A 21,710-nucleotide genomic window follows, 5' to 3' on the forward strand; every position below is an offset into this window, starting at 1 on the left:
TGCGTGTGTACGGCAAAACATTGGACATGAACTATACGCACATCCTCTACGATCATCCGGAGTATGACCTGAACACGGTATTTTTGCTTGATAAAGTTCAGAAGCACCAGGAGATAGACCAGACAGATGTAAAATACCTGCGCTCACTGAATCTGATCGACGGCAGAAGACCGAATCTGTTCATCTCAGCAAAGTATGATGACGCCGGAAAAGAGTTAATTGGCGACAACGCGAACGTCACCGATCACGTCACCAATCACGTCACCAATCACGTCATCGAAATCAGTGACACACAAAGGCAGATTATCGAATCCATTCGAGAAAATCCGGGCGTAACGATAGCAAAACTTGCGAATATAATTGGCATTGCCGAACGTAACATCAAAAGGAACATGAAGATGCTGCAAGACGCCGGAATTGTTGAACGTGTAGGAACGACAAGAAAAGGATGCTGGAAAATAATCGCTTTACCATCGAAAACAATCGCAACCAAGAAGGATGACTGAATGCGGAAATCAGATGACTGCGAAAGTTTCTCACGAATTAATCAAACCGAGAAATCTTGCCGCAGCGCCCGTTATGTTCCCCTTTACCTACGAAGTCTCAGGAGAATGGCTTTACCGGTCGGAAAGGCTCGTGACCGAGAAATTTGGGGAAGGACTGGGTTTTCGATGAGGAAGTGAGAGGGGGAGGGAGAGCAAATATTGAAGGAATCGAGGAGTGTGGTCGCAAATGAAATTGGACATAAACAAGTCAGAATTGACCATTATGGGGGTTCCTTTTGACAACAAAAAGGATTTTTGTTTGGTCTGGCACACGCTGAGCGTCAATATGTTCGAGGGGTGGGAACCAAGCCAGGAAGATGCTTTGCGCCTGAAGGAAAAAGCGGCGGCGCTATGGGAGGAAACAAATGATACCTTTGAAGCTTGAGACATTGCTGGAAGGACGCATAGTAGAACAGGATCGCGTGGAATACAAAAAGGGGTGGAATCCGAATGAGACGATTCACACCATCTGCGCGTATGCCAATGATTTTTCGAATACGAACGGCGGATACATCGTCATTGGCGTCGACGCCAAAAACGGCCAGCCTGTGCTCCCGCCTGAGGGATTGCCTAAAAATAAGCTTGACGAAATCCAGCGGGAGATTTTTCAATACTGCAATTTTATTGAGCCAAGGTATATACCTAAGCTCGAGGTATTAAAACATCAGAGAAAATGGGTGATATTTCTTTGGTGTCCCGGTGGAAACAGCGGTCCGTACAAAGTGCCGAAGGATGTTTTGGCCAAAGGCGGCGAGGATCGACACAAGGATTATTGGATTAAGCCGTTTTCCGTGAAGACCGTCGCGAAAGGTGAAGAGCTTGCGGAGTTATTTGAGAAATTCAGCTCCGTGCCTTTCGATGACAGGGTCAATCAAAAGGCGAAAATCACCGATGTCAGGCGGGCGTATGTGGAGGATTTCCTGCGCGAGAGCAACAGTTCGTTAATTAGCGAGATCAACACGCGCTCAGTAGAGGATTTGCTCGTCGCAATGGAGGCGGCGAACAGGACAGATGTCGGCGTCGATATCAGGAATATCGGAGTGCTGATGTTTTTCGAGCATCCGGAAAAGCTGGTTCCAGAGGCAAAAATTGAACTGATCCGCTTCCATACTGAAGAAGCGGAAGCTGGCGTTTTCACAGAGAAAACCTTCACCGGGCCTATTTTTAAGCAGGTGCGAGACACATTGGAATACATCGAAACAACGCTAATCGAAGAAAAAGTTGTGAAGGTCAGCGGAAGAGCTGAAGCAGATCGATTTTACAATTACGTGTATGATGCCCTTGAAGAGGTATTGGTAAATTCTGTATTTCATAAGTCCTACCTTATTCCTGAACCAGTTGAAATTCGTATTTACGTTGATTGCATCAAGATCATCAATTACCCGGGACCGGCAAAGACAATTGACATGGAGGATTTCCGTGCAGGAACGGCCATAGCAAGGCGTTACCGCAACCGCAGGATCGGTGAATTTCTGAAGGACATAGACCTGTCGGAGAAGAAATCCACCGGCATTAAGAAAGTGCTCACCGCACTCGCGCAAAACGGCTCGCCGCCGCCAGAATTCAAGACAGATGCAGAACGGAGCTACTTGATCTCTACGATTCGAATGCATGAGGGATTTGAACCTGCCGTCATCAAGGCGGTTGTTGAGCCTGAAGATGAACGCGGAGAGAATATGCAAGATAGTGCGGAAGATAGTGCGGAAGATGGTGCGGAAGATGGTGCGGAAGTTAAATTATCACAAGACAGGCTGGATGCGTTACTCGATTTTTGCTCTGAACCGCGTAGCCGAAAGGAGATGCAAGATTTTTGCGGAATCAAATCTGATGAATATTTCCGCAGGCGCATCGTTCTACCGATGCTAGCACTAGGATTGGTTCGTATGACTATTCCAGAAAAGCCGAATAGTAAGAACCAGAAATATATAAGAGTATGATGACGAATATCCGAATCGGTAATTCAAATACGAAGACCAGAATTATCATCTCCAACGCCGGTTCATTTCTCCCCGGTAGCATTGAGGCCGTGCTGAAACCGAGCTACACAGCTCCGTATTACCGCAACCAGCTGCTTGCCGAAACGATGCCCCGGTTCAACATGATTGATACCGTGCAAATGGGCACCCAGAAGGTGTTCCGCATTCAGAAGGAGCGATATTTCCCGCTGCCGGATTATGACCTCAGCGACCGAAAAAGGTAGTCGTCAAAGTCTACGGCAAAGTGATTGATGAGAATTATTTTACAAAGCAAACGGACTATGAATTGGATTCTTGCAAAGAATGATTAGCAGAGATTAGCAGAAGGATTAGCAGAATATCTGAATCTTCCAATCTATTCTGCTAATGAAAGCACTGAAAAGTGTCAACGGCTTATTTGACAAGATCAGGCTTGATCGACCGAAAATGCTCTTGACCGAGAAATTTGCGCTCAGATAATGACTTTGATGGCCCGGGAGAAATTGATGGAAAAGGAAATGAATCATAAGGAACTCCGTGAATATTTTATAGAACACTATAAACGCGCTAACCCTGAGGCGTCTGAAGACGACATAGAACGTGCATACTGGATGTGGACTTGTTTTGATCCAATTGGATCAAGACTTGATTTGAAAGCATATACTGTGCAGTTTAAAAGAGACGTAGAAAAAGCTAAGAAAAAAGGTGGAAGACCCTTAGAATAAAGAGCGCTACGTGTTCCCCGCGTGGGCGGGGGTGATCCTATTATGAAACCTGGAGGAAAAATATGCCTGTACAAACCTTGTTGCTGGAAGAAATGAGTTGGCTGCAAATCCGGGAAGGCGTCACGGCAGTGAGTCCCATCGGCGTTTTGGGAGACGCCGGTCTCGCAACGGCTGAACTGGGTGCGAGGCTGTTTAAGGCTTTGCAAGACAAAATGGAAGAAGAAATCCGGCGCCGCTTATCTTGCGACTGTTGAAGGGGAATGAGCGAGTCGCGCGTCATAACGTTCCGATTTTTGTAAAATCTAGCACGCAGAGGAAACTTTTGCGTCTTAAGACAAGGAGATGATACCATGCCCAAAAAAGCTTTGATCGTAGTGGACGTACAAAATGATTTCTGCGCCGGAGGCTCTCTGGCGGTACCCGATGCGGAAGCGATCCTGCCGGTAGTCAACCGGGAAATTGAGCGATTTCGAAAGGATCTCGACGCTTATGTCGTTTTCACAAAGGACTGGCATCCCGCCGCTCACTCGAGCTTTACGACGAATTCTCCGGAAGGCATATGGCCGCCCCACTGTGTGCAGGGGACAGTAGGAGCGGAGATCCATCCCGGGGTGATCGGCGAAGCCGATGTGGTTATATTGAAAGGCGAGCATCCGGAAGTAGATTCCTACAGCGCTTTTTTCGATAACAATAAAGCCTGGAAAACGGGGCTTGATGAATGGCTCCGGTCCAGGCAGGTTGAGACGCTCTATGTGCTGGGCCTCGCGACGGATTATTGCGTGAAATTTACGGTATTGGACGCGCTTTCCCTGGGATACGACGTCCGACTGATCGCTGACGGTTGCCGCGGCGTCAATGTGCGGCCTTCCGACAGCGCGGACGCCATCCGGGAAATGAAGGCGGCGGGCGCTGTCATCGCGTGAACCGGAACAATCAAGCGCTCAAAAATAGAGGACGCGCCAGCTGTAGACTTTGCCATGGACGCTGAGCGGAACCGGTTGTTTCGATGGATCCAAACTGTCCAGACACATAAACTCATTATTTTTGACGCCCACAATCAAAAGCCAATGCTGGTAGCCGCTTTTGTGAACCTTCACCCGCACGAGCGGAAATTTCCGCTCGGCAAGAAACTCCGAGATTCTTTTGCCGCTGACGCTCCCGGCGATGTGGATATGGATGTCGGGGTAGATTTTTTTGATGTGGTTCCAGATCACATCTCCCTGCTCCGTATAAACGCCTTCTTCGCCATCACGGGGAAGCCACTTTTTATAGATAAAAAAGACTGCGGCAATTATTATCAAAACGAGAACAAACTTTTTCTTCATAGGGAATCAACTCGGGGAAATTGCGACTTTATTTTATTGTACCTGTACTTTCGGAATATGTCAATCAAATTTTGCATGGGGAATTAAGCCGAATACCATTTCATAAAAATAAGGAGCGTGAACAATATGCTTATTGATTTATCCGTAAACGTAAACCGGGAAATGATTCAAAACATGAAATCCTACGCCGCAAAAGAGGAAGCCTTTTCCGTCCTTGATCTCTTCGGCCATCTGGGGACGCATTTTGACGTGCAGGACAAGGTTTTTGACCTCGAAAATCTCCGGCGAAAAGGCCGCGTGTTCGACGTAAGCGCCGTCACGGAAGGGGAAATCAAAGCTTCCAATATTGATCTGACGCTGGTAGAAGCGAAGGATTTTGTGATGTTTTACACCGGGACCCTGCAAAAAAAACAGTACGGCTCCAAGGAGTACTTTTCATCCCACCCGGAATTATCCTGGGATTTGATCACAGCGCTTACGGAAAAAGGCGTCTCCATGATCGGAATTGACGCGGGCGGCATAAGGCTTCCCGCCACCCATTCCAAGGCCGATTATTATTGCGCCGACCGGAATGTCTTTGTCGTGGAGAATCTGGACAACCTCGAAAAAATATTGCAGACGGTGGGATCGGGCGCGCCCTTCACAGCGGAAACCTATCCGCTTTCCTTTACTGGGGCGACGGGACTACCCTGCCGCGTCATCGCAAGAATCGAAGAGACGTCAGCAATAAAAATGGCGCACATCGCGCTCTATGTAAAAGATCTGGAAGCGGGCAAAAAATTCTACGAGACATATTTTCAGGCCCAAGCGTCCTCAAAATACCACAATCCCAAGACCACATTCCAATCCTATTTTCTGACCTTCGGGAAAGGCGCCGGAATCGAATTGTGCACAAGAGAGAATCTGAGCCCCCGCGCTTCGGGGGAATACCCACCGGGATTCGCCCATATTTCTCTGTCAGTAGGCGATAAAAACGCGGTGGATGCGCTGACAGAGCGCCTGCGAAAGGACGGATACGCCATCGCGAGCGAGCCCAGGACCACGGGAGACGGCTATTACGAGAGCGTCGTGCTTGATCCCGAGGGAAATCCCGTTGAAATCACTGTGTAGCGAGCAAATAGGAAGGGTGGTACAGCCCCGTAGGCGCGTAAAATTCATCGCCGGTATAGGAAAAGCCCAATTTCGCAAGAACCTTGGCGGATACAATATTTTTCGGGTTGTGTCCGGCGAAAAGGCTTTTCGCTCTGAGGGTAGTCTTTGCGAGAGAAATCACGGCGTTTGCCGCTTCCGGCGCAAAACCTTTTCCCTGGAACGCGCCGCGCAAATGGAAACCGATTTCATAGATGTTGTCATCGAGGTCATAGGGCCTGAGGCCGCAACAACCGATGAGTTTTCCCGTGGATAGCTCAAAAATCGGCCAATATTGAACGCCGTAGCGTTTCCCGTTTTCGATTTCCTTTTCGAGACGCGCCACGATGTCCCCTTCGGTAAATACGCCCGAGGCGCAAATGTATCGGGTTGTTTCCGGGTCTCCCCACAGCAGGCGGGCGAGCTCAAGATCCCCTTCCGTCCACCGGGAAAATCCGGTTCTTTCCGTTTTCATAAAATATTCCCGCATATTGCCTCCCTGCTTGTGTTATTGGGTTGCCGACGGATAGACGGCATGCTTTCTTGTATGAGTTCATTGTACCCGCACATTCGGGAGAAGTCAAGAAAAATCTCTTGACAAATACGTATTATCAACGTATAATATTACGTAAGGTGGTGATAACGATGACCAAAAAACTTACGCTGAGTCTGGATCCTTCAGTAATTGACTTTGCTCACAATTTCTCAAAAAAATCAAGCGTTTCGATATCGAAAATAGTCGAAAACTATTTCCGGGAATTGATGAAACCCGAGCCGGACGACATGAAGCGAGAAGTTATCGCAATGTGCGGGATATTGGCAGGCAGGAATCTACCGGACAAAAAACAAATGAGGAAGATTTTTCATGAAGATCACATTGATTGACCTGAACGTCATTTTGGATTGGCTGAGCAAACGGGACTGACGCCACAATCATTCCTGCGCAAGTTTCAATTTTGAATCCCGGTTGAAAAAAATTTGTTGACAGAAGCGATAAAAACCTGTAAAATATTAGGGTATTATTTTACCTTTCCCACAAAGGACCGTTACGTATAATTTTGTCTTACTTTATTCGGGAGGAATAAACAGTGAAAAAATATACGTTCATGCAACGAAAAGAAGATGTGGTCAGAGAATGGCTGCATTACGACGCCGATGGCAAGATCCTGGGCCGCCTCGCGGTGGAAATCGCGAAAAAGCTCATGGGCAAAGAAAAAGTGACCTTCACGCCCCACATTGACAACGGGGATTACGTGGTGGTAACGAACGCCGCCAAGATCGCGGTCACCGGCAAAAAACTTACGGACAAAATCTACTACAATCATTCGGGCTATCCCGGCGGACTCCGGAAACGCACGTTGGGCGTAATCCTCGACAAGCGGCCGGAAGAATTGCTGATGCTGGCTGTCAGCAGAATGCTTCCTAAAAACAAACTGGGCAGAGAACAGTTGACTCGTTTGAGAGTGTTCTCGGGTGATACACATGATCATCAGGCGCAGAATCCAAAAAAGGTTGAGTTTTAAGGAGGGAAATGACAGTGGCAGAAATCAATCAGTTCAGAGGAACCGGAAGACGGAAGACTTCCATAGCGAGAGTTAGACTGGTACCCGGCGGATCCGGGGTGGAAATAAACGGAAAGCAAATGAATGAATATTTCGGCGGACGGGAGATCCTGCACAGGATCGTCGAGCAACCCCTGATCCTGACCGAGACCCTGAATAAGTTCAAGGTTCTCGTGACGGTAAACGGCGGCGGCGATTCCGGGCAGGCCGGCGCGATCCGACACGGCATCGCGAGGGCCCTCGTGACCACCGACGAGACATTGCGGCCGGCCCTTCGGGAAGCGGGTTTTCTGACCCGGGATTCCCGCATGGTGGAACGCAAGAAGTACGGGAAGAAAAAGGCCCGGCGCAGTCCCCAGTTCAGCAAGAGATAAGAAGATCCGTAACAAACAATCCCGGAAAGAGATTTTCCGGGATTTTTCCATTGTTTGTCATATACCAAATATATCTTCCTCCAGCTTCGTTTCCAAATATTGAATGGCCGTTTCGGCCATTTTTTGGGCTTTTTTCCGCTTGTCCCGGATCGGCGGGTCCGGCCCTTTCATGACGCCGAAATTGGGGCCCATGGGCTGAAGATTGTCGTTGTCGGTCGTGATATAGCGGATAATGGCCCCCGTGGCTGTCCGTTCATCAAGAATAAAGGGCGGCCGCCCTTTGATTCTGCGGGCGATGTTGATCCCCGCCAGGGCGCCGGTGGCCACGGCGCAGACATAGCCCTCCGCGGCGGTCAGTTGACCCGCGAACCAGACGTTGTCCCGGGACTTGAGGCAAAGGCTGCCGTCAAGGAGTTTTGCCGAGTTGATAAACGTATTCCGGTGCATGACGCCGTAGCGGACAAACTCGGCCCGCCGCAGGGCGGGGATTAAGGAAAACACCCGTTTTTGCTCGCCCCACTTGAGGTTTGTTTGAAAGCCCACCAGGTTGTAAAGTCTGCCCGCGCCGTCATCCTGCCTCAGTTGCACGACGGCGTAGTCTTCCCGGCCCGTCCGGGGATTCGTCAGCCCTTTGGGCTTCAGAGGCCCGAAAATCAGGGTTTTTTCTCCGGTGGCGGCGATTTTTTCCACGGGCATGCAGGCGTCAAACAGCTTTTCCTTCTCAAAGACTTTGGGCGGGACCCGCTCCGCGGCGAGGAGTTCCCGATAAAATATCCCGTATTCTTCTTCGGTCAGAGGGCAGTTGATGTATTGGCCTTCGCCTTTGTCATAGCGGGATTGCAGGTAAGCGTGGTCCATATCGACCGATTCCGCCGTCACGATGGGAGCGGCGGCGTCATAGAAATAGAGATATTCGCTCCCGCACAGCTCCCGGATCTTCGCCGAAAGCGTCTCTGAGGTCAAAGGCCCCGTGGCCAGCAGCACATGGCGGTCTTCGGGAATTTCCGTCAACTCCCGGGCGATCACTTCGATCCCCGGCGTCCTGTGGATCTCTTCGGTCACGGCCCGGGAAAAGCCCTCCCTGTCCACGGCCAGGGCCTGTCCGGCAGGGACGGACTTTTCGTCCGCGATACGGATCAAAAGGGAATCCAAAAGCCTCAATTCTTGTTTCATGAGGCCCGCCGCCTTTTCGATGTCGTTGCTCCCGAGGGAATTGCTGCAGACGAGCTCGGCAAAATCCGGCGAATGATGGGCCGGCGTAAATTTTTCCGGCTTCATCTCGTATAATCTGACGGGGATGCCCCGCTTCGCCAGCTGCCAGGCGGCCTCGCAGCCGGCGAGACCGGCCCCCGCCACGACGACGTAATCTGTCTTGATCATGTTCGACTCCTCGATCTGAAAAAGGGGCGAATGTCTTCGCCCCCGCTCCTATTTGGATTTTGTGGTTTTCTTCACCGTGATTTTCTTGGCTTTCGCGGCTTTGCCCGCGGTTTTGGTCGTTTTTGCGGTTTTTACGGTTTCGGCGGCCGTTCCTTCCTTTTTCGGCCGGTCGATTTTCTTGATATTTTTGCAGTCGGGGTATCCGGTGCAGGCGAGGAATTTTCCCCAGCGCCCCCGCATGATTTTGAAGGGTTTGCCGCATTTGTCGCAAACGCCCGCTTTGGCCAGGATCGCGTCGTCTTCGGCCTTCAATTTGTCCATAAAGGCTTTCAGCTGCACGACGCCGTCGACAACAGTTTCGGTCCCGCTTGCCAGCATTTTCCGGATTTCCGGCGGCAGAGGCTGACGAATCTGATCGCTCTCATAGCGCTCGCTTTCGAGGTAACTGCCGAATCGGCCAAGTTTCAGCAAAAGCCGCGCGCCGTCCTCGGTAAAGACGTCTGTGGGTCTGCCTTTTCGGGCCTCTTCCCGCTCCGCCACCGCTTCCTTCACATGGATTTCCCCATTTTTGAGGTCCTCCACGGGGATATCGATGCCCCGCAGGGAGATCTTGTAGTCGCAGGGTTGCGCTTCGTCGGGGCAAGCGAGATAGCGGCCGTAACGCCCGCTTTTGAGGATCATTTTCCCCGCGCCGCACGTACAGTCGACGTCGGAGGCGACGATTTTCGCGTTTTCCTCCTCGACAACCGTCGCGAATTTGTCGATGTCCTTCGTCAATTCGTCGTTGAATTCCGTCAGGACCCGGACCCAGTCCTTTTCCCCTTCGGAGATCTGGTCGAGGTCCTTTTCCATCTCGGCCGTAAATTTGATGTTCATGATATCGGGAAAATGGTCGTCCAATTTTTCCTTGACTTCATAGCCCAATGACGTGGGCACAAGGCTTTTTCCGGAGTTGATTTCCACATATTCCCGCTTTTTCAGCGTATCGATGATGGACGCGTAGGTCGAGGGGCGTCCGATGCCCTCGGCTTCCAGTTTTTTCACCAGGGAGGATTCCGTCAGCCTGGCCGGCGGTTTCGTGTAGTCTTCCTTCGTCAGGAGTCGGTTGAGCTTCAGGGTCTCGCCGGTCTTGATGTCGGGGAAATCGCCGAGAGGCAGTTCGTCCTCGTCCTTGAAGACTTTGTAATACCCGTCAAACGTGATTTTGTTCAGCGCGCCGCGGAACTGGTAGCGCCCCCGTTCGACGATCAACTCAAACTGGTCGTATCTCATGGGCGCCAGCTGCGAGATCAAAAAGCGCTCCCAAATCAGTCTGTAGAGCTTTTCCTGGTCCTTTTCGAGGTATTTGGCGGCGATCTCGGGCGTCAGGGCGATGTCCGTGGGCCGGATGCCCTCGTGGGCGTCCTGGATGTTCTGTCCTTCCTTGGCCTTGGCTTCCCGGCTGTGGCCCACATAGGCCTGGCCGAAATTTTTGAGGATATAGGTTTTGGCCATATCCTTCGCTTCCGCCGAGATCCGGGTCGAATCCGTTCTCATATAAGTGATCAGCCCCACATGGGCGCCTTTGACGTCGATGCCCTCGTAAAGGCCCTGGGCGATCCGCATGGTCCGCGAAGGGGAAAATCCCAGATACGAAGAGGCCAATTGCTGCAGGGTGCTCGTCTTCAAGGGAAGCGGCGGATTCTTCGACCGCTTGCTTACCTTGGCCTCGATCACCGTAAACTCTTTTTTCTCGACGCTTTTGACGTCGAGGACGACGGCTTCGTCGGTCACCCGGTCGACTTTTTCCCCGTCGGCCCTGTAGAGGGAAAGCAGAAGCTCGTGGGGAAACTCCCCCTTGATCTCCCAGTAGCGGACCGGCACGAAATTCCGGATCGTATCCTCAAGGTCGCAGATGATCTTGAGGGCCACGGATTGCACGCGGCCGGCGCTGGTCTTGCTGGAAATGCTCTTCCAGAGAAAGGGGCTGATCCCGTAACCCACGAGCCTGTCGAGGATCCTGCGGGCCTGCTGGGCGTTGACCTTGTCCATATCGATCTTCCGCGGTTTTTTGATGGAGTTGCGGACCGCGCTTTCGGTGATTTCATTGAATTCGATTCTGTTTTTGTCGTTGGGCGGCAATTTCAACAGGTCGGAGATATGCCAGGCAATGGCTTCCCCTTCCCGATCCGGATCTGAGGCCAGATAGACTTTGTCCGCTTTTTTCGCGAGGGTTCGCAGCAGTTTCAGCGTTTCCCCCTTTCCTTTTATGGTGCCGTAAGACGGCTTGAAATTGTCCTTGACGTCGACGCCGAGCCTGCTCTTGGGCAGATCCCGCACGTGTCCGTTTGAGGCCACGACCTTGAAATCCGCGCCGAGGATTTTTTCTATGGTCTTGGCTTTGGCCGGCGATTCCACGATCACCAGATTCTTTTTCTCCAATTTTACCTCCTTCACTGTCTCCCATTTTTTCGCTCCGCGCGCCGAAAGGGCCCGCGTTTTCTATGTTCAGTCGCGCTGTTCAAGTCTTTGTTCAATTTTTCCGCCGGTATTTCCCGCCGGCGATACTGACGACGATCCGCTTGATCTCCAGATCCATAAGGACCGAAAGCAGATCGGGGGTCTTGATGCCAGTAGAGACGATGAGCTCGTCGAGGGTCTTTTCCTTGACCAGTTCCCCGTAGACCCGGGATTCCAGTTCCGACATCCGGGGCAGCATAAATTCTTCTTTTTTGCCGTCCCAGCCGTATTCGTCGAGGATGTCTTTGGCCGAGGTCACGAGCTTCCCCTGGGAGCGCTTGATCAGATTGTTGCAGCCCTCGGACGAAGGGGAGAAGATATCGCCCGGCACCACGAAGACGTCGCGGTTTTCCTCGAGGGCTATGCCCGCGGTAATGAGGCTCCCGCCGGTTTCCTGGCTCTCGACAATGACGACGCCGCGGGAGAGGCCGACGATGATCCGGTTTCTCAGGGGAAAATTGAAGTTCGTGGGTTCCGTCCCCGGCGGAAATTCACTGACGAGCAGGCCTTCCTGCCCGATTTTCTCGTAGAGGCGCTTGTTGATCTTCGGATAAATGACGTCGAGCCCGTTGCCCAGGACCGCCACCGTTTCCCCGCCCTTTTCCAGCGTCCGCCGGTGACATACCGTATCGATGCCCATGGCAAGACCGCTGACCGTGACAATGCCGCTGTCAGCGAGACCTTCGACGATCTTTTCGCAGGCCATGGTCCCGTAAGCCGTAGCCTTACGGGTGCCGACGACGCCGATCTTCCGTTTTTTCAGCAAAGCGATATTTCCCCTGTAATAAAGAAATACCGGCGGTTGGCTGATATTTTTCAAATCTTCGGGATAGTCGGCGTCGGTGAGGTTAATGACCTTCATCCGAAGCCGGATCAGTGATTCAATCTCCTTGTCGAATTCCCGGTTGAAGGACTCCGAGTCCGCTTCTCGCAGCTTGCGTATCTCGGCCTCCTCCAATTTGAAGTATTTTCGTAAATGGACGTCATCGAGACGGGCGACGTCCGAAAAGCTTTTTACGTTTCTCATTAAGGATCGAATGACAAAATCTCTTATCCCCAATACCCGCAGTTTGTACCAGTTCACATAAGCCTCCCCAATGTTATCGTTGATATTATTGCTATGTTTTTGTTTAATTCAGTTTTGCCGCCACCTTGGAGAGCATATTGTTTATGCCCTTGGACGAGGGAAAAGCCCTTTTGCCGTTGAGCAGCGTCTCGTAGGCGCCGGCGTAGTCTCCGATCTCCATGTAGATGCCCCCGATCCCGAGGTAGACGTTTTCGTCCTTGCGAAAATTGAGATAACTGTTGAGATCGGCGATGGCGTTGCTGTAATTCTTGAGAGCCCGGTGGGCAAGCCCTCTGCCGAGGTAGGCCTCGGCCATGTTGCCGCGGCTCTCCAAAACCCTGTCGTAATAATCGACGGCCGTCTGGAAATTGCCGGTCATCCGGGCCGTGGTGGCCGCGCCGAAGAGATTGGGCACATAGGATGTCCCTTTGGAAAAGACCTTGAAGGCCTTTTCGTATTTCCCCAGCATAAAATACTCGTTCCCCAGCATAAAGATCAGGTTCGTGTCCCTGCCCGTGGCGTTGAGGTAATCGTCCAAAGCCTGGTCAAAACCGCCGATCTTGCCGTTGCTGTCGATGTTGATGAGTTCCTGGTTGCGGAATTCCTGGATGTAGCGGGACATTTCGCCGCCCTCTTCCTCCGCCGCCGTCGCGGGCCTGGCCGGCTGAAGGATCCGGGTTTGCGTCGCCGGTTCCCTTGCCTTGCGCTCTATCCTGCCTTCGGTCACGTTCCGGGTGAACTGCCAGCTCCGGTATCCCGCCGAGGCGACGAGGCAACCCAGACACAGGAAAATTCCCGTTATTTTTTTCATGTCCCGTCTCAACTCCTCTGAAATCGCGGTAAATAAAAAAGTTCTCCCGGCGACCGAATCTTGTTCAGCTTTATTATAAAGAAATCGGCATGATTTGTCAATCCTATTTTTTGGCGGCCCCCTTGCGGGATACGCAAAAATGGGATATAATGGATTGGGGGAATCAAAATTTATTTTTAACCTATATCCATTACGGAGGGATGCGCAATGAAAGATATCGAAAAGAAGGGACTCGGCACAAAAAGCATACACGGCGGACAACACGGCCGCAATGTCTTCGGAGCGCTGGCCACGCCGATCATCCAGTCATCCACATTTACATTCGAAAACGCGGAACAAGCCAGACGGCGCTTTGCCCTGGAAGAAAGCGGTTATGTCTACAGCCGGGCGGGCAATCCGACGCTGACGGTGGCGGAGGAAAAAATCGCCCTGCTGGAAGAAGGAGAAGCGGCCCTGGCCACATCCTCGGGTATGGGGGCCATTTCCGCGACGCTCTGGACCTTCCTCGCGGCAGGCGACCACGTCGTCACGGACAAAACGCTCTACGGCTGCACATTTGAGCTCTTGAACCACCACATGAAGCGCTTCGGCGTCGAGGTGGACTTTGTGGACGCGTCGGATCCCGCCGCGGTCCGGGCGGCCATGAAGCCCAACACCCGCGTGATTTACCTGGAGACCCCGGCAAATCCCAACATGAAGATCGTGGACCTCGAAGAAATCGTCAAAATCGCCAAAACCAATTCCAATACGCTGGTCATCGTGGACAACACGTTCGCGACGCCCTATGCCCAGACGCCGCTGACGCTGGGTTGCGACCTCGTCGTCCATTCGGCCACGAAATACCTCAACGGCCACGGGGACCTGCTGGCGGGCTTCGTGGCGGGGAAAAAAGAACTCGTGGACCTGGTCCGGGGCGTCGGGCTCAAGGACATGACGGGCGCCGTGCTGGCGCCAATGGAGGCCTATTTTATCATCCGGGGACTCAAGACCTTTGAGATCCGGATGGAAAGGATCTGCGACACGGCCATGAAAGTCGCGGAGTATCTGGCCGGGCATCCCAAGGTTGCCGTCGTGCACTATCCGGGACTGCCGGGTCATCCGGGCCATGAGACCGCAAAGAAGCAGATGAAAAACTTCGGGCCCATGATGGCCTTTGAGCTCAAAGGGGGCCTCGAGGCCGGGAAAAAACTTCTGGATCATGTGGAACTCTGCGCGCTGGCCGTAAGCCTCGGCGACGCCGAAACCCTGATCCAGCATCCGGCTTCCATGACCCACGCGACGCTGACGCCCGAAGAGCGGAAGGCGGCAGATATCGCCGAAGGGCTGATCCGGCTTTCCGTAGGGCTCGAAAACGCCGAAGACATTATCGCGGATCTCGACCAGGCCCTCGAAAACGTGTAGAAACTGTACGCACATTGTATATAAAAAAGGGGCGATGCCCCTTTGTGGCTCATTGACTGATCGAAGAAATCGGCTCATTTTATTGAAAAAATGAGCCGATTTCTGATCGTATCATGCGCTGATTTTACTCCACCCGCAGCGAAACTTCGCCGAGATGGTCAAATATCGCCGTGACGACGTCTCCTTTGGCGACTTCGATGACGGGGGCGAAGGCCCCGGAAAGGACCACATCCCCGGCCTTGAGCTCGATGCCGTAGCCCCGGAGCTTGTTGGCGAGCCAGCAGACGGCGTGAACGGGATTTCCCATGACGCTGCCGCTTGCGCCGTTTTGGACGAGGACGCCGTTCTTCATGGCGCACATGCCCAATACCCGCAAGTCCAGTCCGTCCAGGGGGACGATCCGGTTGTCGAGGACAAGGGCCCCGTAGGAGGCCAGGTCCGCCACCGTATCGGGGAGCTTGATCTTCCAGTCCCTGAACCTGCTGTCGACGATCTCAAAGGCGGCGGAGATTCCCGCCGTGGCTTGAATGACGTCCCAGGGCGTCACGGGGTTCTTTCCGGCCGGAAAGTTCTTCCCCATGATAAAGGCGATCTCGCACTCGATCCTCGGGGCGAGGAATTTGTCCATTTGAAGGACGCCGCCGTTTGTGAGCAGGCCGTCCGAGGTGATGACGCTGTAATCGGGCTCGAAGACGCCCATCTGCTTTCGGATGCCTTCGCTGGTGAGTCCGATTTTCTTTCCGATCTCCGTGCAACCGCTCTCTTTTTTCAGGCGGAGGAAGTCCAGCTGGATGGCGTAGGCTTCCTCGACGGTGATGTCCGGGTAGCGCTCCGTCAAGGGCGCTACAGGCTTTTTCGTTTTCCAGGCCTCAAACAATTCTCCGGCCAGTTTGCCGCTCAGACTCTTCTCCATGGCCCATCCTTACACGTTGTCGTCTTTCTGTCCCGGCACGAGAACCAGATCGCTCTCATCCACGAGATACTCGTCTTTATATTCGTCGCAGGGCTTGCAGACGGGCAGAATATAGACCTTCTTGTCCTTCACGCCGACTTTGGTGACCTGAGCGCCCACTTCGGCGGCGTTCTGGCAGATCCCGGCGAGACAGTGGGGCGCTTTCCTGCCCTGCTGTTCTTCCCAGTAAGCCAGCCAGGATGCGTATCCCTTCGGATGATTGGACCCCGCGCTTTTTTCATTTTTGACTGTTATTTTTGCCATGTGAAACCTCCTTTTTCAATATCTTAAAAATTTTTGATTTTCTTTTTCAAACCGTATTTGCCGGTTTTGGCCGCTTCAATTATATCATTTCCGTCGAGCCTTGTCAATGCCCGGTCCGTCCGTTCATTTTTTCCCGTTCATTTTTTTCAGAACGTCCCGGATGGCCTGCTCGATACTGGTAAAGCCCTTGATTTCATCTTTTGTGACAAAGGCGTCGATTTCTTTTTTCGTATAGCCCAAGCCCTCCAGCGCCTCGTACAATTCCTCCTCGATCTCGAGATAACCCATCCTTGCCCGGCCTTTCTCTCCGCCGGACAATTTGGCCAGCGTCTTGATTTTTCCCTTGAGGTCCAGAATGAGCTGTTGAGCTTTCTTTTCTCCCATCTTGGGCACTTTCTTGAGATTTTTGTAGTCGTCGTCGGCCACGAGCTCGCAGATCGTCTCGACGTCAAAGGTGGACATGACCGAAAGGGCCAGCGTCACCCCGATGCCCTTGACGCCCATCAAAAGCTCAAAGAGCGTCTTTTCCCGCTCCTCGAGAAAACCGATGAGCCGGAAGCTGTCTTCCTTGATGTGGTTGTAGATGTAAAGCCGCGCCTTTTCCCCGACCGTAAGGTTGTCGTAGGTCAAAAGGGAAATGCTGACGCGGTAGCCGGCGCCGCCGACGTCAATGGCCGCGTAATCGGGTTTTTTAAAGGCCACTTTGCCCTCGAGATATTCGAACATATGCGCTCCTTGTCAGGAAATCTTTTTTTTCAAAACCGCTTTCTTTTCTTTTACCGCCACCCGTTTTGCCGTTTGCGGCAACACTTTTTTCAGGTATTCTCCCGTGTAGCTTTTTTTGTTTTTCATGACGTCCTCGGGCGTCCCTTGGGCCACGACGGTCCCGCCTCCGGCCCCGCCTTCGGGACCGATGTCGATAATGTAATCGGCCGTCTTGATCACGTCGAGGTTGTGCTCGATGACGACGACGCTGTTGCCCATGTCGACCAGACGGTTCAGCACGCTGAGCAGCTTTTTGATATCGTCGAAATGGAGCCCCGTCGTCGGTTCGTCGAGGATATAGATCGTCTTGCCCCGAGTGGATTTGGAGAGCTCCGTGGCGAGCTTGATCCGTTGCGCTTCGCCGCCCGAAAGCGTCGTGGCCGGCTGGCCCAGCTTGATGTAGTCGAGACCCACGTCCACGAGGACCTTGAGTCTTTTTTCCAGGGCCGGAATGCTTCTGAAAAATTCATAGGCCTCTCCGACGCTCATGTCGAGTACATCGGAGATGTTTTTCCCCTTGTAGTAGACGTCCAGCGTTTCTTTATTGTAGCGTTTCCCCTTGCAGACCTCACATTCGACGTAGACGTCGGGGAGAAAATTCATCTCGATCTTGATGATGCCCGCGCCCTGACAGGCCTCGCAGCGCCCGCCCCGGACGTTGAAGGAAAATCTTCCCTTGTCGAAGCCGTGGAGCTTGGAATCCCGGCTCTTGGCAAAGAGATCCCGGATATCGTCAAAGAGCTTCGTGTAGGTGGCGGGATTGGACCGCGGCGTCCGCCCGATGGGGCTCTGGTCGATGTCAATGACCTTTTCCAGGTGCTCGAGACCCTGGATTTCTTTGTAGGCGAGGGGATAGAGTTTTCCCCGGTTGAGTTTATTAAAGAGGGCCGGATAGAGCGTCTGGTTGATGATCGTGGATTTGCCGCTCCCCGAGACGCCGGTCACGGCCACGAAGACCTCGAGGGGGATCTCCACGTCGATATTTTTGAGGTTGTTTCCTTTCGCGCCCACGAGCTTGATTGACTTGTCCCAGGCCCGTCTCCCGGCGGGGACGTCAATTTTGAGCTCCTTTTTGAGGTATTTTCCCGTCAGGGACGCGGGATTTTCCATGATCTCGTCGGGCGTCCCGTGGGCCACCACGTCGCCGCCCTGATCTCCCGCGCCGGGGCCGATATCGATGATTTCGTCGGCCGTCCGCATGGTCTCTTCGTCATGCTCGACGACGATCAGCGTATTGCCCAGGTTCCGGAGCCGCTCCAGGGAAGCGAGGAGCTTGGAATTGTCCCGCTGGTGGAGGCCTATGCTCGGTTCGTCCAGTACATAGAGGACGCCGGTCAGCCCGGAGCCGATCTGTGTCGCGAGCCGGATCCGCTGAGCTTCTCCGCCCGAAAGGGATTTTGTCTCCCGGCCCAGCGTCAGATACTCGAGACCGACGTTGATCATGAAGCGCAGGCGCTCCCGGATTTCCTTCAGGATCTCCTTCGCGATCTTTTCCTGTTTTTCGCTGAGTTCCAGATCGAGGAAAAAGCCGAGGGCCTCTTTTATGCTGAGGTCGCAGATGTCCATGATGTTCTTTCCGCCGACGGTGACCGAAAGCACTTCTTTGGTGAGCCTCCTGCCGTTACAGGTTTTACATACGATTTCAGTCATGTATTTATTTTCGATTTCTTCTTTTTGCGCCTCGGAAAAGGATTCGTAATAGCGCCGCTGGAGGTTCTTGATGGCCCCCTCGTATTCCTTGAGCCCGTGAAAACTGAATTCCTTGCCGTCGTAGTCAAAACGGAAATGCTTGTCGGATCCGTAGAATATCAGCTCCATTTCCTTTTCCGTCAGGTCTTTGACGGGCTTTTCGATATCGATCTTGTGCGCCTTGGCAAAGGCCCGGAAGATTTCCCAACTCCAGCCTTTGCGGGAGAGGGCGCCGGGGATATAAATGCCGCCGTCGGCGATCGAGAGATTATCGTCGTTGATCAGCTTGTTGCCGTCGATTTCCAGGCTTTTTCCGATGCCCTTGCATTCCGGGCAGGCGCCGTAGGGGGCGTTAAAGGAAAAAAGCCTCGGCGTAAGATCGGGGATGCTGACTTCTTCGTGATCGGGACAGGCGTAATTTTCGCTGTAGCTGTAATCCACGGCTTTCTTTTTTTTGCCCTCGGCCGCTTCCACATTGAGGATGATTTTTCCGCCCGCAAGACTTGAGGCCGTCTCCACCGACTGGGTAAACCTGCTCTCAAAGTCCTTGTCGCCCTTTTTTAAGACCAGCCTGTCGATGACGACTTCGATCGTATAGCGCTTGTTTTTGTCGAGATCGATGTCTTCCTCGAGGTACAGGATTTCCCCGTTGATCCGGGCCCGCACGTAGCCTTTTTTCAGGAGATTGGCGAAGAGATTCTTCTGCGCGCCCTTCTTTTCCTTGATCAGGGGCGCGAGGATCATGATTTTGTCCCCTTCCTTGAAGCGGGCCAGGGCGCCCGTGACGATTTCCTCCGCGCTCTGCTTCTCCACGGGTCTGCCGCAGATGGGGCAGTGGGCCACGCCCACATGGGCGAAAAGCAGACGCATATAGTCATAGATTTCCGTGATGGTCCCCACGGTGGAGCGGGGATTGCGGTTTGTGGTTTTCTGCTCGATGGAAATGGCGGGGGCCAGGCCCTCGATGCTGTCCACATCGGGTTTTGTCATCTGTCCGATAAACATGCGGGCGTAGGCCGAGAGGCTCTCCACATAGCGCCGCTGTCCTTCCGAATAGATGGTGTCAAAGGCCAGGGACGACTTTCCGCTGCCGCTGACGCCGGTGATCACCACGAATTTGTTTTTATTGATTTCAATGTCAAAATTCTTCAGGTTGTGCTGACGCGCGCCTTTGATAATAATTTTGTCGATCATTCTATCCTTGTCTTCCTTTTTGTGCCTCTGATTTGTGTCCGGTGAATTTTCCGGAAATTTTATTGTTTATTTCAAGCCTTACCAGCAGTTGTCGAGGTCGTCCAGCCAGATCCGGGCCGAAGAATCGCTGGCCATGCGGAGATCACCCCGGGGGGAAAGGGCCACGCTGCCGACCTTGGGGCCGTCGGGCAGGCAGGAGCGCTTGTACTGCTGGGCGAAGAAGCGCCGGTAGAAGGTTTCGAGCCAGTGCAGGATCGTCTCCCGTTCATAGCGGCCCGCAAAGGCCGATTCCGCCAGAAACAGCACTTTTCGCGGCGCGAAGCCGAAGCGCAGCATCTGGTAGAGGAAAAAATCATGAAGTTCATAGGGCCCGATGAGATCTTCGGTTTTCTGCGAGATTTTCCCGTCCTCGGGGGGCAGCAGCTCCGGACTCACAGGCGTTTCCAGCACGTCAGTGAGGACGGCCGCCAGCCCGGTATCGCCGCAGGTATCGGCGTAATAGCGGACAAGATGCCGGACAAGGGTCTTGGGCACCGAGCAGTTGACGCCGTACATGGACATGTGGTCGCCGTTGTAGGTGGCCCAGCCGAGAGCCAGCTCCGACATGTCGCCGGTCCCGATCACAAGGCCGTTATGGGCGTTGGCGAGGTCCATGAGGATCTGGGTCCTTTCCCGGGCCTGACTGTTTTCATAAGTCACGTCGTGCAGGCCGGGGTCATGGCCGATGTCGCTGAAATGCTTCATGATGGCCTCTTTGATGTTGATCTCCCGGCAGGTCGCGCCGATCCCCCGGATCAGCTTCAGGGCGTTGTTGTAGGTCCTGTCCGTCGTCCCGAAGGCGGGCATGGTGACCGCAATGATGTTCTCGGCCGGAAGTTCCGCCAGGGCAAAGGCCTTTCTCGTCACGAGCAGCGCCAGCGTGGAATCGAGCCCGCCGGAAATGCCCAATATGGCGTGTTTGCAATTTGTGTGGGCCAGTCGCTTCCGAAGCCCGAAGGATTGGATATTGAGGATTTCCTCACAGCGCCGGTTCCGCTCCGCTTCGCCCGCGGGGACGAAGGGGCGGGGATCAATACGCCGGTTTATGTCGATTTTTCTTTCTTTCACCACAAAGGGAACCACAACGTGGTCATTTTTGAAATTCGTCCGGAACGTGGTCATTTTCCGCCGTTCGCTTTCGATTTTTTCGAGGTCCACGTCGCCGGTGATCCGCCCGTTGGCAAAGCGTCCGCTTTCGACCACGGCGGCCCCGTTTTCCCCGATGATGTTGTGGCCCGCGAAAACGAGATCCTGGGTCGACTCGCCGACGCCGGCGTTGCAGTAGACATAGGCGCAGACCGATGTGGCCGATTTGCCTAAAATCAGCTGCCGTCGGTATTCGGCCTTGCCGATGACCTCATCGCTGGCCGAGGCGTTGGCGATGACGGTCGCGCCTGCCAGGGCGTGCTCCGTCGACGGCGTGTGGGGCATCCAGACGTCTTCGCAGATCTCGACGCCCAGCACAAAACGGGCGTTGGTTTCGCTGCGGAACAGGATGTTCCCGCCGAAGGGAACGGATTTTTGCTCTCCGTTCCAGTCGATGAAGACCACGTCTCCGGTCCCCGGCGTAAAATATCTGGCCTCATAAAATTCCGCGTAATTGGGGATATATCGCTTTGTCACAATGCCCAAAAGCCGTCCCTTGCAGATGACGGCGGCGCAATTGTACAATTTTGAGCGGTGGGAAAAGGGAAAACCGACGACCACGAGCGTTTCCAGGTCGGCGCTTGCCGCGAGGATGTCGTCTATGGCCGCCCTTGCCCGGTCCAGGAGCTCGTTTTGCAAAAAAAGATCGTTGCAGGTATAGCCGGTCACGGCCAGTTCCGGGAACACGAGAAGAGAGACGCCTTCTTTCGCCGCCTCTGTCATCATTTTCAGAATTTCCGCCGTGTTGTGGGACACATCGGCGACCTTTACCGCGTGCGTTGCCGCGGCGACCCGGAGATACCCGTAATTCACTTTCAACCCTCCCCTTATTGTTTCTCCTAATCATACACCTTTTTGACCGTTTTGTCAAAAATAATCTCAGAGAACAT

23 protein-coding genes are annotated in these 21,710 nt (G+C 53.3%); 12 read left to right on the top strand and 11 right to left on the bottom strand.

Annotated features, from left to right (window positions below):
* From LBQ97_04980 to pncA, 7 genes are all read left to right on the top strand, one after another.
* Positions 1–506, top strand: a 506-nt coding sequence (locus LBQ97_04980; GenBank protein ID MDR1832071.1) for a winged helix-turn-helix domain-containing protein, incomplete at its 5' end; no start/stop codon positions are given.
* Between the two features lie 226 nt (positions 507–732).
* Positions 733–930: a hypothetical protein gene (locus LBQ97_04985; GenBank protein ID MDR1832072.1), complete on the top strand. Its 198-nt coding sequence runs from the start codon at positions 733–735 to the stop codon at positions 928–930.
* Positions 911–2,482, top strand: coding sequence for a putative DNA binding domain-containing protein (locus tag LBQ97_04990; GenBank protein MDR1832073.1), 1,572 nt, complete (start codon positions 911–913; stop codon positions 2,480–2,482). Before LBQ97_04985 ends, LBQ97_04990 begins: the two co-directional genes overlap by 20 nt.
* Positions 2,479–2,745: a hypothetical protein gene (locus LBQ97_04995; protein MDR1832074.1), complete on the top strand. Its 267-nt coding sequence runs from the start codon at positions 2,479–2,481 to the stop codon at positions 2,743–2,745. Before LBQ97_04990 ends, LBQ97_04995 begins: the two co-directional genes overlap by 4 nt.
* 261 nt (positions 2,746–3,006) lie before the next feature.
* The gene (locus LBQ97_05000; protein ID MDR1832075.1) at positions 3,007–3,225 is read left to right on the top strand and encodes a hypothetical protein; all 219 of its coding nucleotides are present in this window, start codon (positions 3,007–3,009) and stop codon (positions 3,223–3,225) included.
* Positions 3,226–3,287: 62 nt separating this feature from the next.
* On the top strand, positions 3,288–3,479 hold the full coding sequence (locus LBQ97_05005; GenBank protein MDR1832076.1) for a hypothetical protein: 192 nt from the start codon (positions 3,288–3,290) through the stop codon (positions 3,477–3,479).
* Between the two features lie 96 nt (positions 3,480–3,575).
* Positions 3,576–4,148 carry a bifunctional nicotinamidase/pyrazinamidase gene (gene pncA, locus LBQ97_05010; GenBank protein MDR1832077.1) on the top strand — a complete coding sequence of 191 codons (573 nt, stop codon included), beginning with the start codon at positions 3,576–3,578 and terminating at the stop codon, positions 4,146–4,148.
* Between the two features lie 18 nt (positions 4,149–4,166).
* Here pncA and LBQ97_05015 read toward each other — a convergent pair whose 3' ends face one another.
* Positions 4,167–4,550, bottom strand: a complete 384-nt coding sequence (locus tag LBQ97_05015; protein ID MDR1832078.1) for a hypothetical protein — start codon at positions 4,548–4,550, stop codon at positions 4,167–4,169.
* A gap of 126 nt (positions 4,551–4,676) precedes the next feature.
* Here LBQ97_05015 and LBQ97_05020 point away from each other — a divergent pair, with 126 nt between their 5' ends.
* Positions 4,677–5,660, top strand: a complete 984-nt coding sequence (locus tag LBQ97_05020) for a VOC family protein (GenBank protein ID MDR1832079.1) — start codon at positions 4,677–4,679, stop codon at positions 5,658–5,660.
* Here the strand turns inward: LBQ97_05020 and LBQ97_05025 are convergent.
* Positions 5,650–6,153, bottom strand: coding sequence for a GNAT family N-acetyltransferase (locus LBQ97_05025; protein MDR1832080.1), 504 nt, complete (start codon positions 6,151–6,153; stop codon positions 5,650–5,652). The two genes, LBQ97_05020 and LBQ97_05025, sit on opposite strands and share 11 nt — an antisense overlap.
* A gap of 170 nt (positions 6,154–6,323) precedes the next feature.
* Here LBQ97_05025 and LBQ97_05030 point away from each other — a divergent pair, with 170 nt between their 5' ends.
* The 3 genes from LBQ97_05030 (at position 6,324) to rpsI (ending at position 7,614) form a co-directional block, all read left to right on the top strand.
* On the top strand, positions 6,324–6,563 hold the full coding sequence (locus LBQ97_05030; GenBank protein MDR1832081.1) for a DUF6364 family protein: 240 nt from the start codon (positions 6,324–6,326) through the stop codon (positions 6,561–6,563).
* A gap of 203 nt (positions 6,564–6,766) precedes the next feature.
* On the top strand, positions 6,767–7,201 hold the full coding sequence (rplM, locus tag LBQ97_05035; GenBank protein ID MDR1832082.1) for a 50S ribosomal protein L13: 435 nt from the start codon (positions 6,767–6,769) through the stop codon (positions 7,199–7,201).
* A 14-nt stretch (positions 7,202–7,215) separates the two neighbouring features.
* Positions 7,216–7,614 (top strand): 30S ribosomal protein S9, encoded by a 399-nt coding sequence (rpsI, locus tag LBQ97_05040; GenBank protein ID MDR1832083.1) that lies wholly within the window; start codon positions 7,216–7,218, stop codon positions 7,612–7,614.
* A gap of 57 nt (positions 7,615–7,671) precedes the next feature.
* On the opposite strand, the gene trmFO is transcribed toward rpsI, so the two are convergent.
* The 4 genes from trmFO to LBQ97_05060 all read right to left on the bottom strand — a co-directional run bounded on the left by trmFO (position 7,672) and on the right by LBQ97_05060 (position 13,370).
* On the bottom strand, positions 7,672–8,994 hold the full coding sequence (trmFO, locus tag LBQ97_05045; GenBank protein MDR1832084.1) for an FADH(2)-oxidizing methylenetetrahydrofolate--tRNA-(uracil(54)-C(5))-methyltransferase TrmFO: 1,323 nt from the start codon (positions 8,992–8,994) through the stop codon (positions 7,672–7,674).
* Between the two features lie 48 nt (positions 8,995–9,042).
* On the bottom strand, positions 9,043–11,415 hold the full coding sequence (gene topA / locus LBQ97_05050) for a type I DNA topoisomerase (GenBank protein ID MDR1832085.1): 2,373 nt from the start codon (positions 11,413–11,415) through the stop codon (positions 9,043–9,045).
* A 91-nt stretch (positions 11,416–11,506) separates the two neighbouring features.
* Positions 11,507–12,520 carry a DNA-processing protein DprA gene (gene dprA / locus LBQ97_05055; protein MDR1832086.1) on the bottom strand — a complete coding sequence of 338 codons (1,014 nt, stop codon included), beginning with the start codon at positions 12,518–12,520 and terminating at the stop codon, positions 11,507–11,509.
* A 103-nt stretch (positions 12,521–12,623) separates the two neighbouring features.
* Entirely contained in the window at positions 12,624–13,370 is a 747-nt protein-coding gene (locus LBQ97_05060; protein MDR1832087.1) for a tetratricopeptide repeat protein, read from the bottom strand.
* Positions 13,371–13,577: 207 nt separating this feature from the next.
* Here LBQ97_05060 and megL point away from each other — a divergent pair, with 207 nt between their 5' ends.
* Positions 13,578–14,771, top strand: coding sequence for a methionine gamma-lyase (megL, locus tag LBQ97_05065; GenBank protein MDR1832088.1), 1,194 nt, complete (start codon positions 13,578–13,580; stop codon positions 14,769–14,771).
* 124 nt (positions 14,772–14,895) lie between these two features.
* Here the strand turns inward: megL and LBQ97_05070 are convergent, their stop codons facing one another.
* From LBQ97_05070 to LBQ97_05090, 5 genes are all read right to left on the bottom strand, one after another.
* Positions 14,896–15,684 carry a fumarylacetoacetate hydrolase family protein gene (locus tag LBQ97_05070; GenBank protein ID MDR1832089.1) on the bottom strand — a complete coding sequence of 263 codons (789 nt, stop codon included), beginning with the start codon at positions 15,682–15,684 and terminating at the stop codon, positions 14,896–14,898.
* Between the two features lie 9 nt (positions 15,685–15,693).
* Positions 15,694–15,987 carry a hypothetical protein gene (locus tag LBQ97_05075; protein ID MDR1832090.1) on the bottom strand — a complete coding sequence of 98 codons (294 nt, stop codon included), beginning with the start codon at positions 15,985–15,987 and terminating at the stop codon, positions 15,694–15,696.
* A gap of 123 nt (positions 15,988–16,110) precedes the next feature.
* Positions 16,111–16,713, bottom strand: a complete 603-nt coding sequence (gene ruvA, locus LBQ97_05080) for a Holliday junction branch migration protein RuvA (GenBank protein MDR1832091.1) — start codon at positions 16,711–16,713, stop codon at positions 16,111–16,113.
* A 12-nt stretch (positions 16,714–16,725) separates the two neighbouring features.
* Complete coding sequence (uvrA, locus tag LBQ97_05085) at positions 16,726–19,635, bottom strand: excinuclease ABC subunit UvrA (GenBank protein MDR1832092.1); 2,910 nt, start codon at positions 19,633–19,635, stop codon at positions 16,726–16,728.
* Between the two features lie 78 nt (positions 19,636–19,713).
* A complete protein-coding gene (locus LBQ97_05090) occupies positions 19,714–21,633 on the bottom strand; it encodes an NAD(+) synthase (GenBank protein MDR1832093.1) in 1,920 nt (639 codons plus the stop codon).
* Between the last annotated feature and the right edge of the window lie 77 nt (positions 21,634–21,710).

Source organism: Fusobacteriaceae bacterium, assembly GCA_031272775.1.
Lineage (GTDB): Bacteria > Fusobacteriota > Fusobacteriia > Fusobacteriales > Fusobacteriaceae > JAISST01.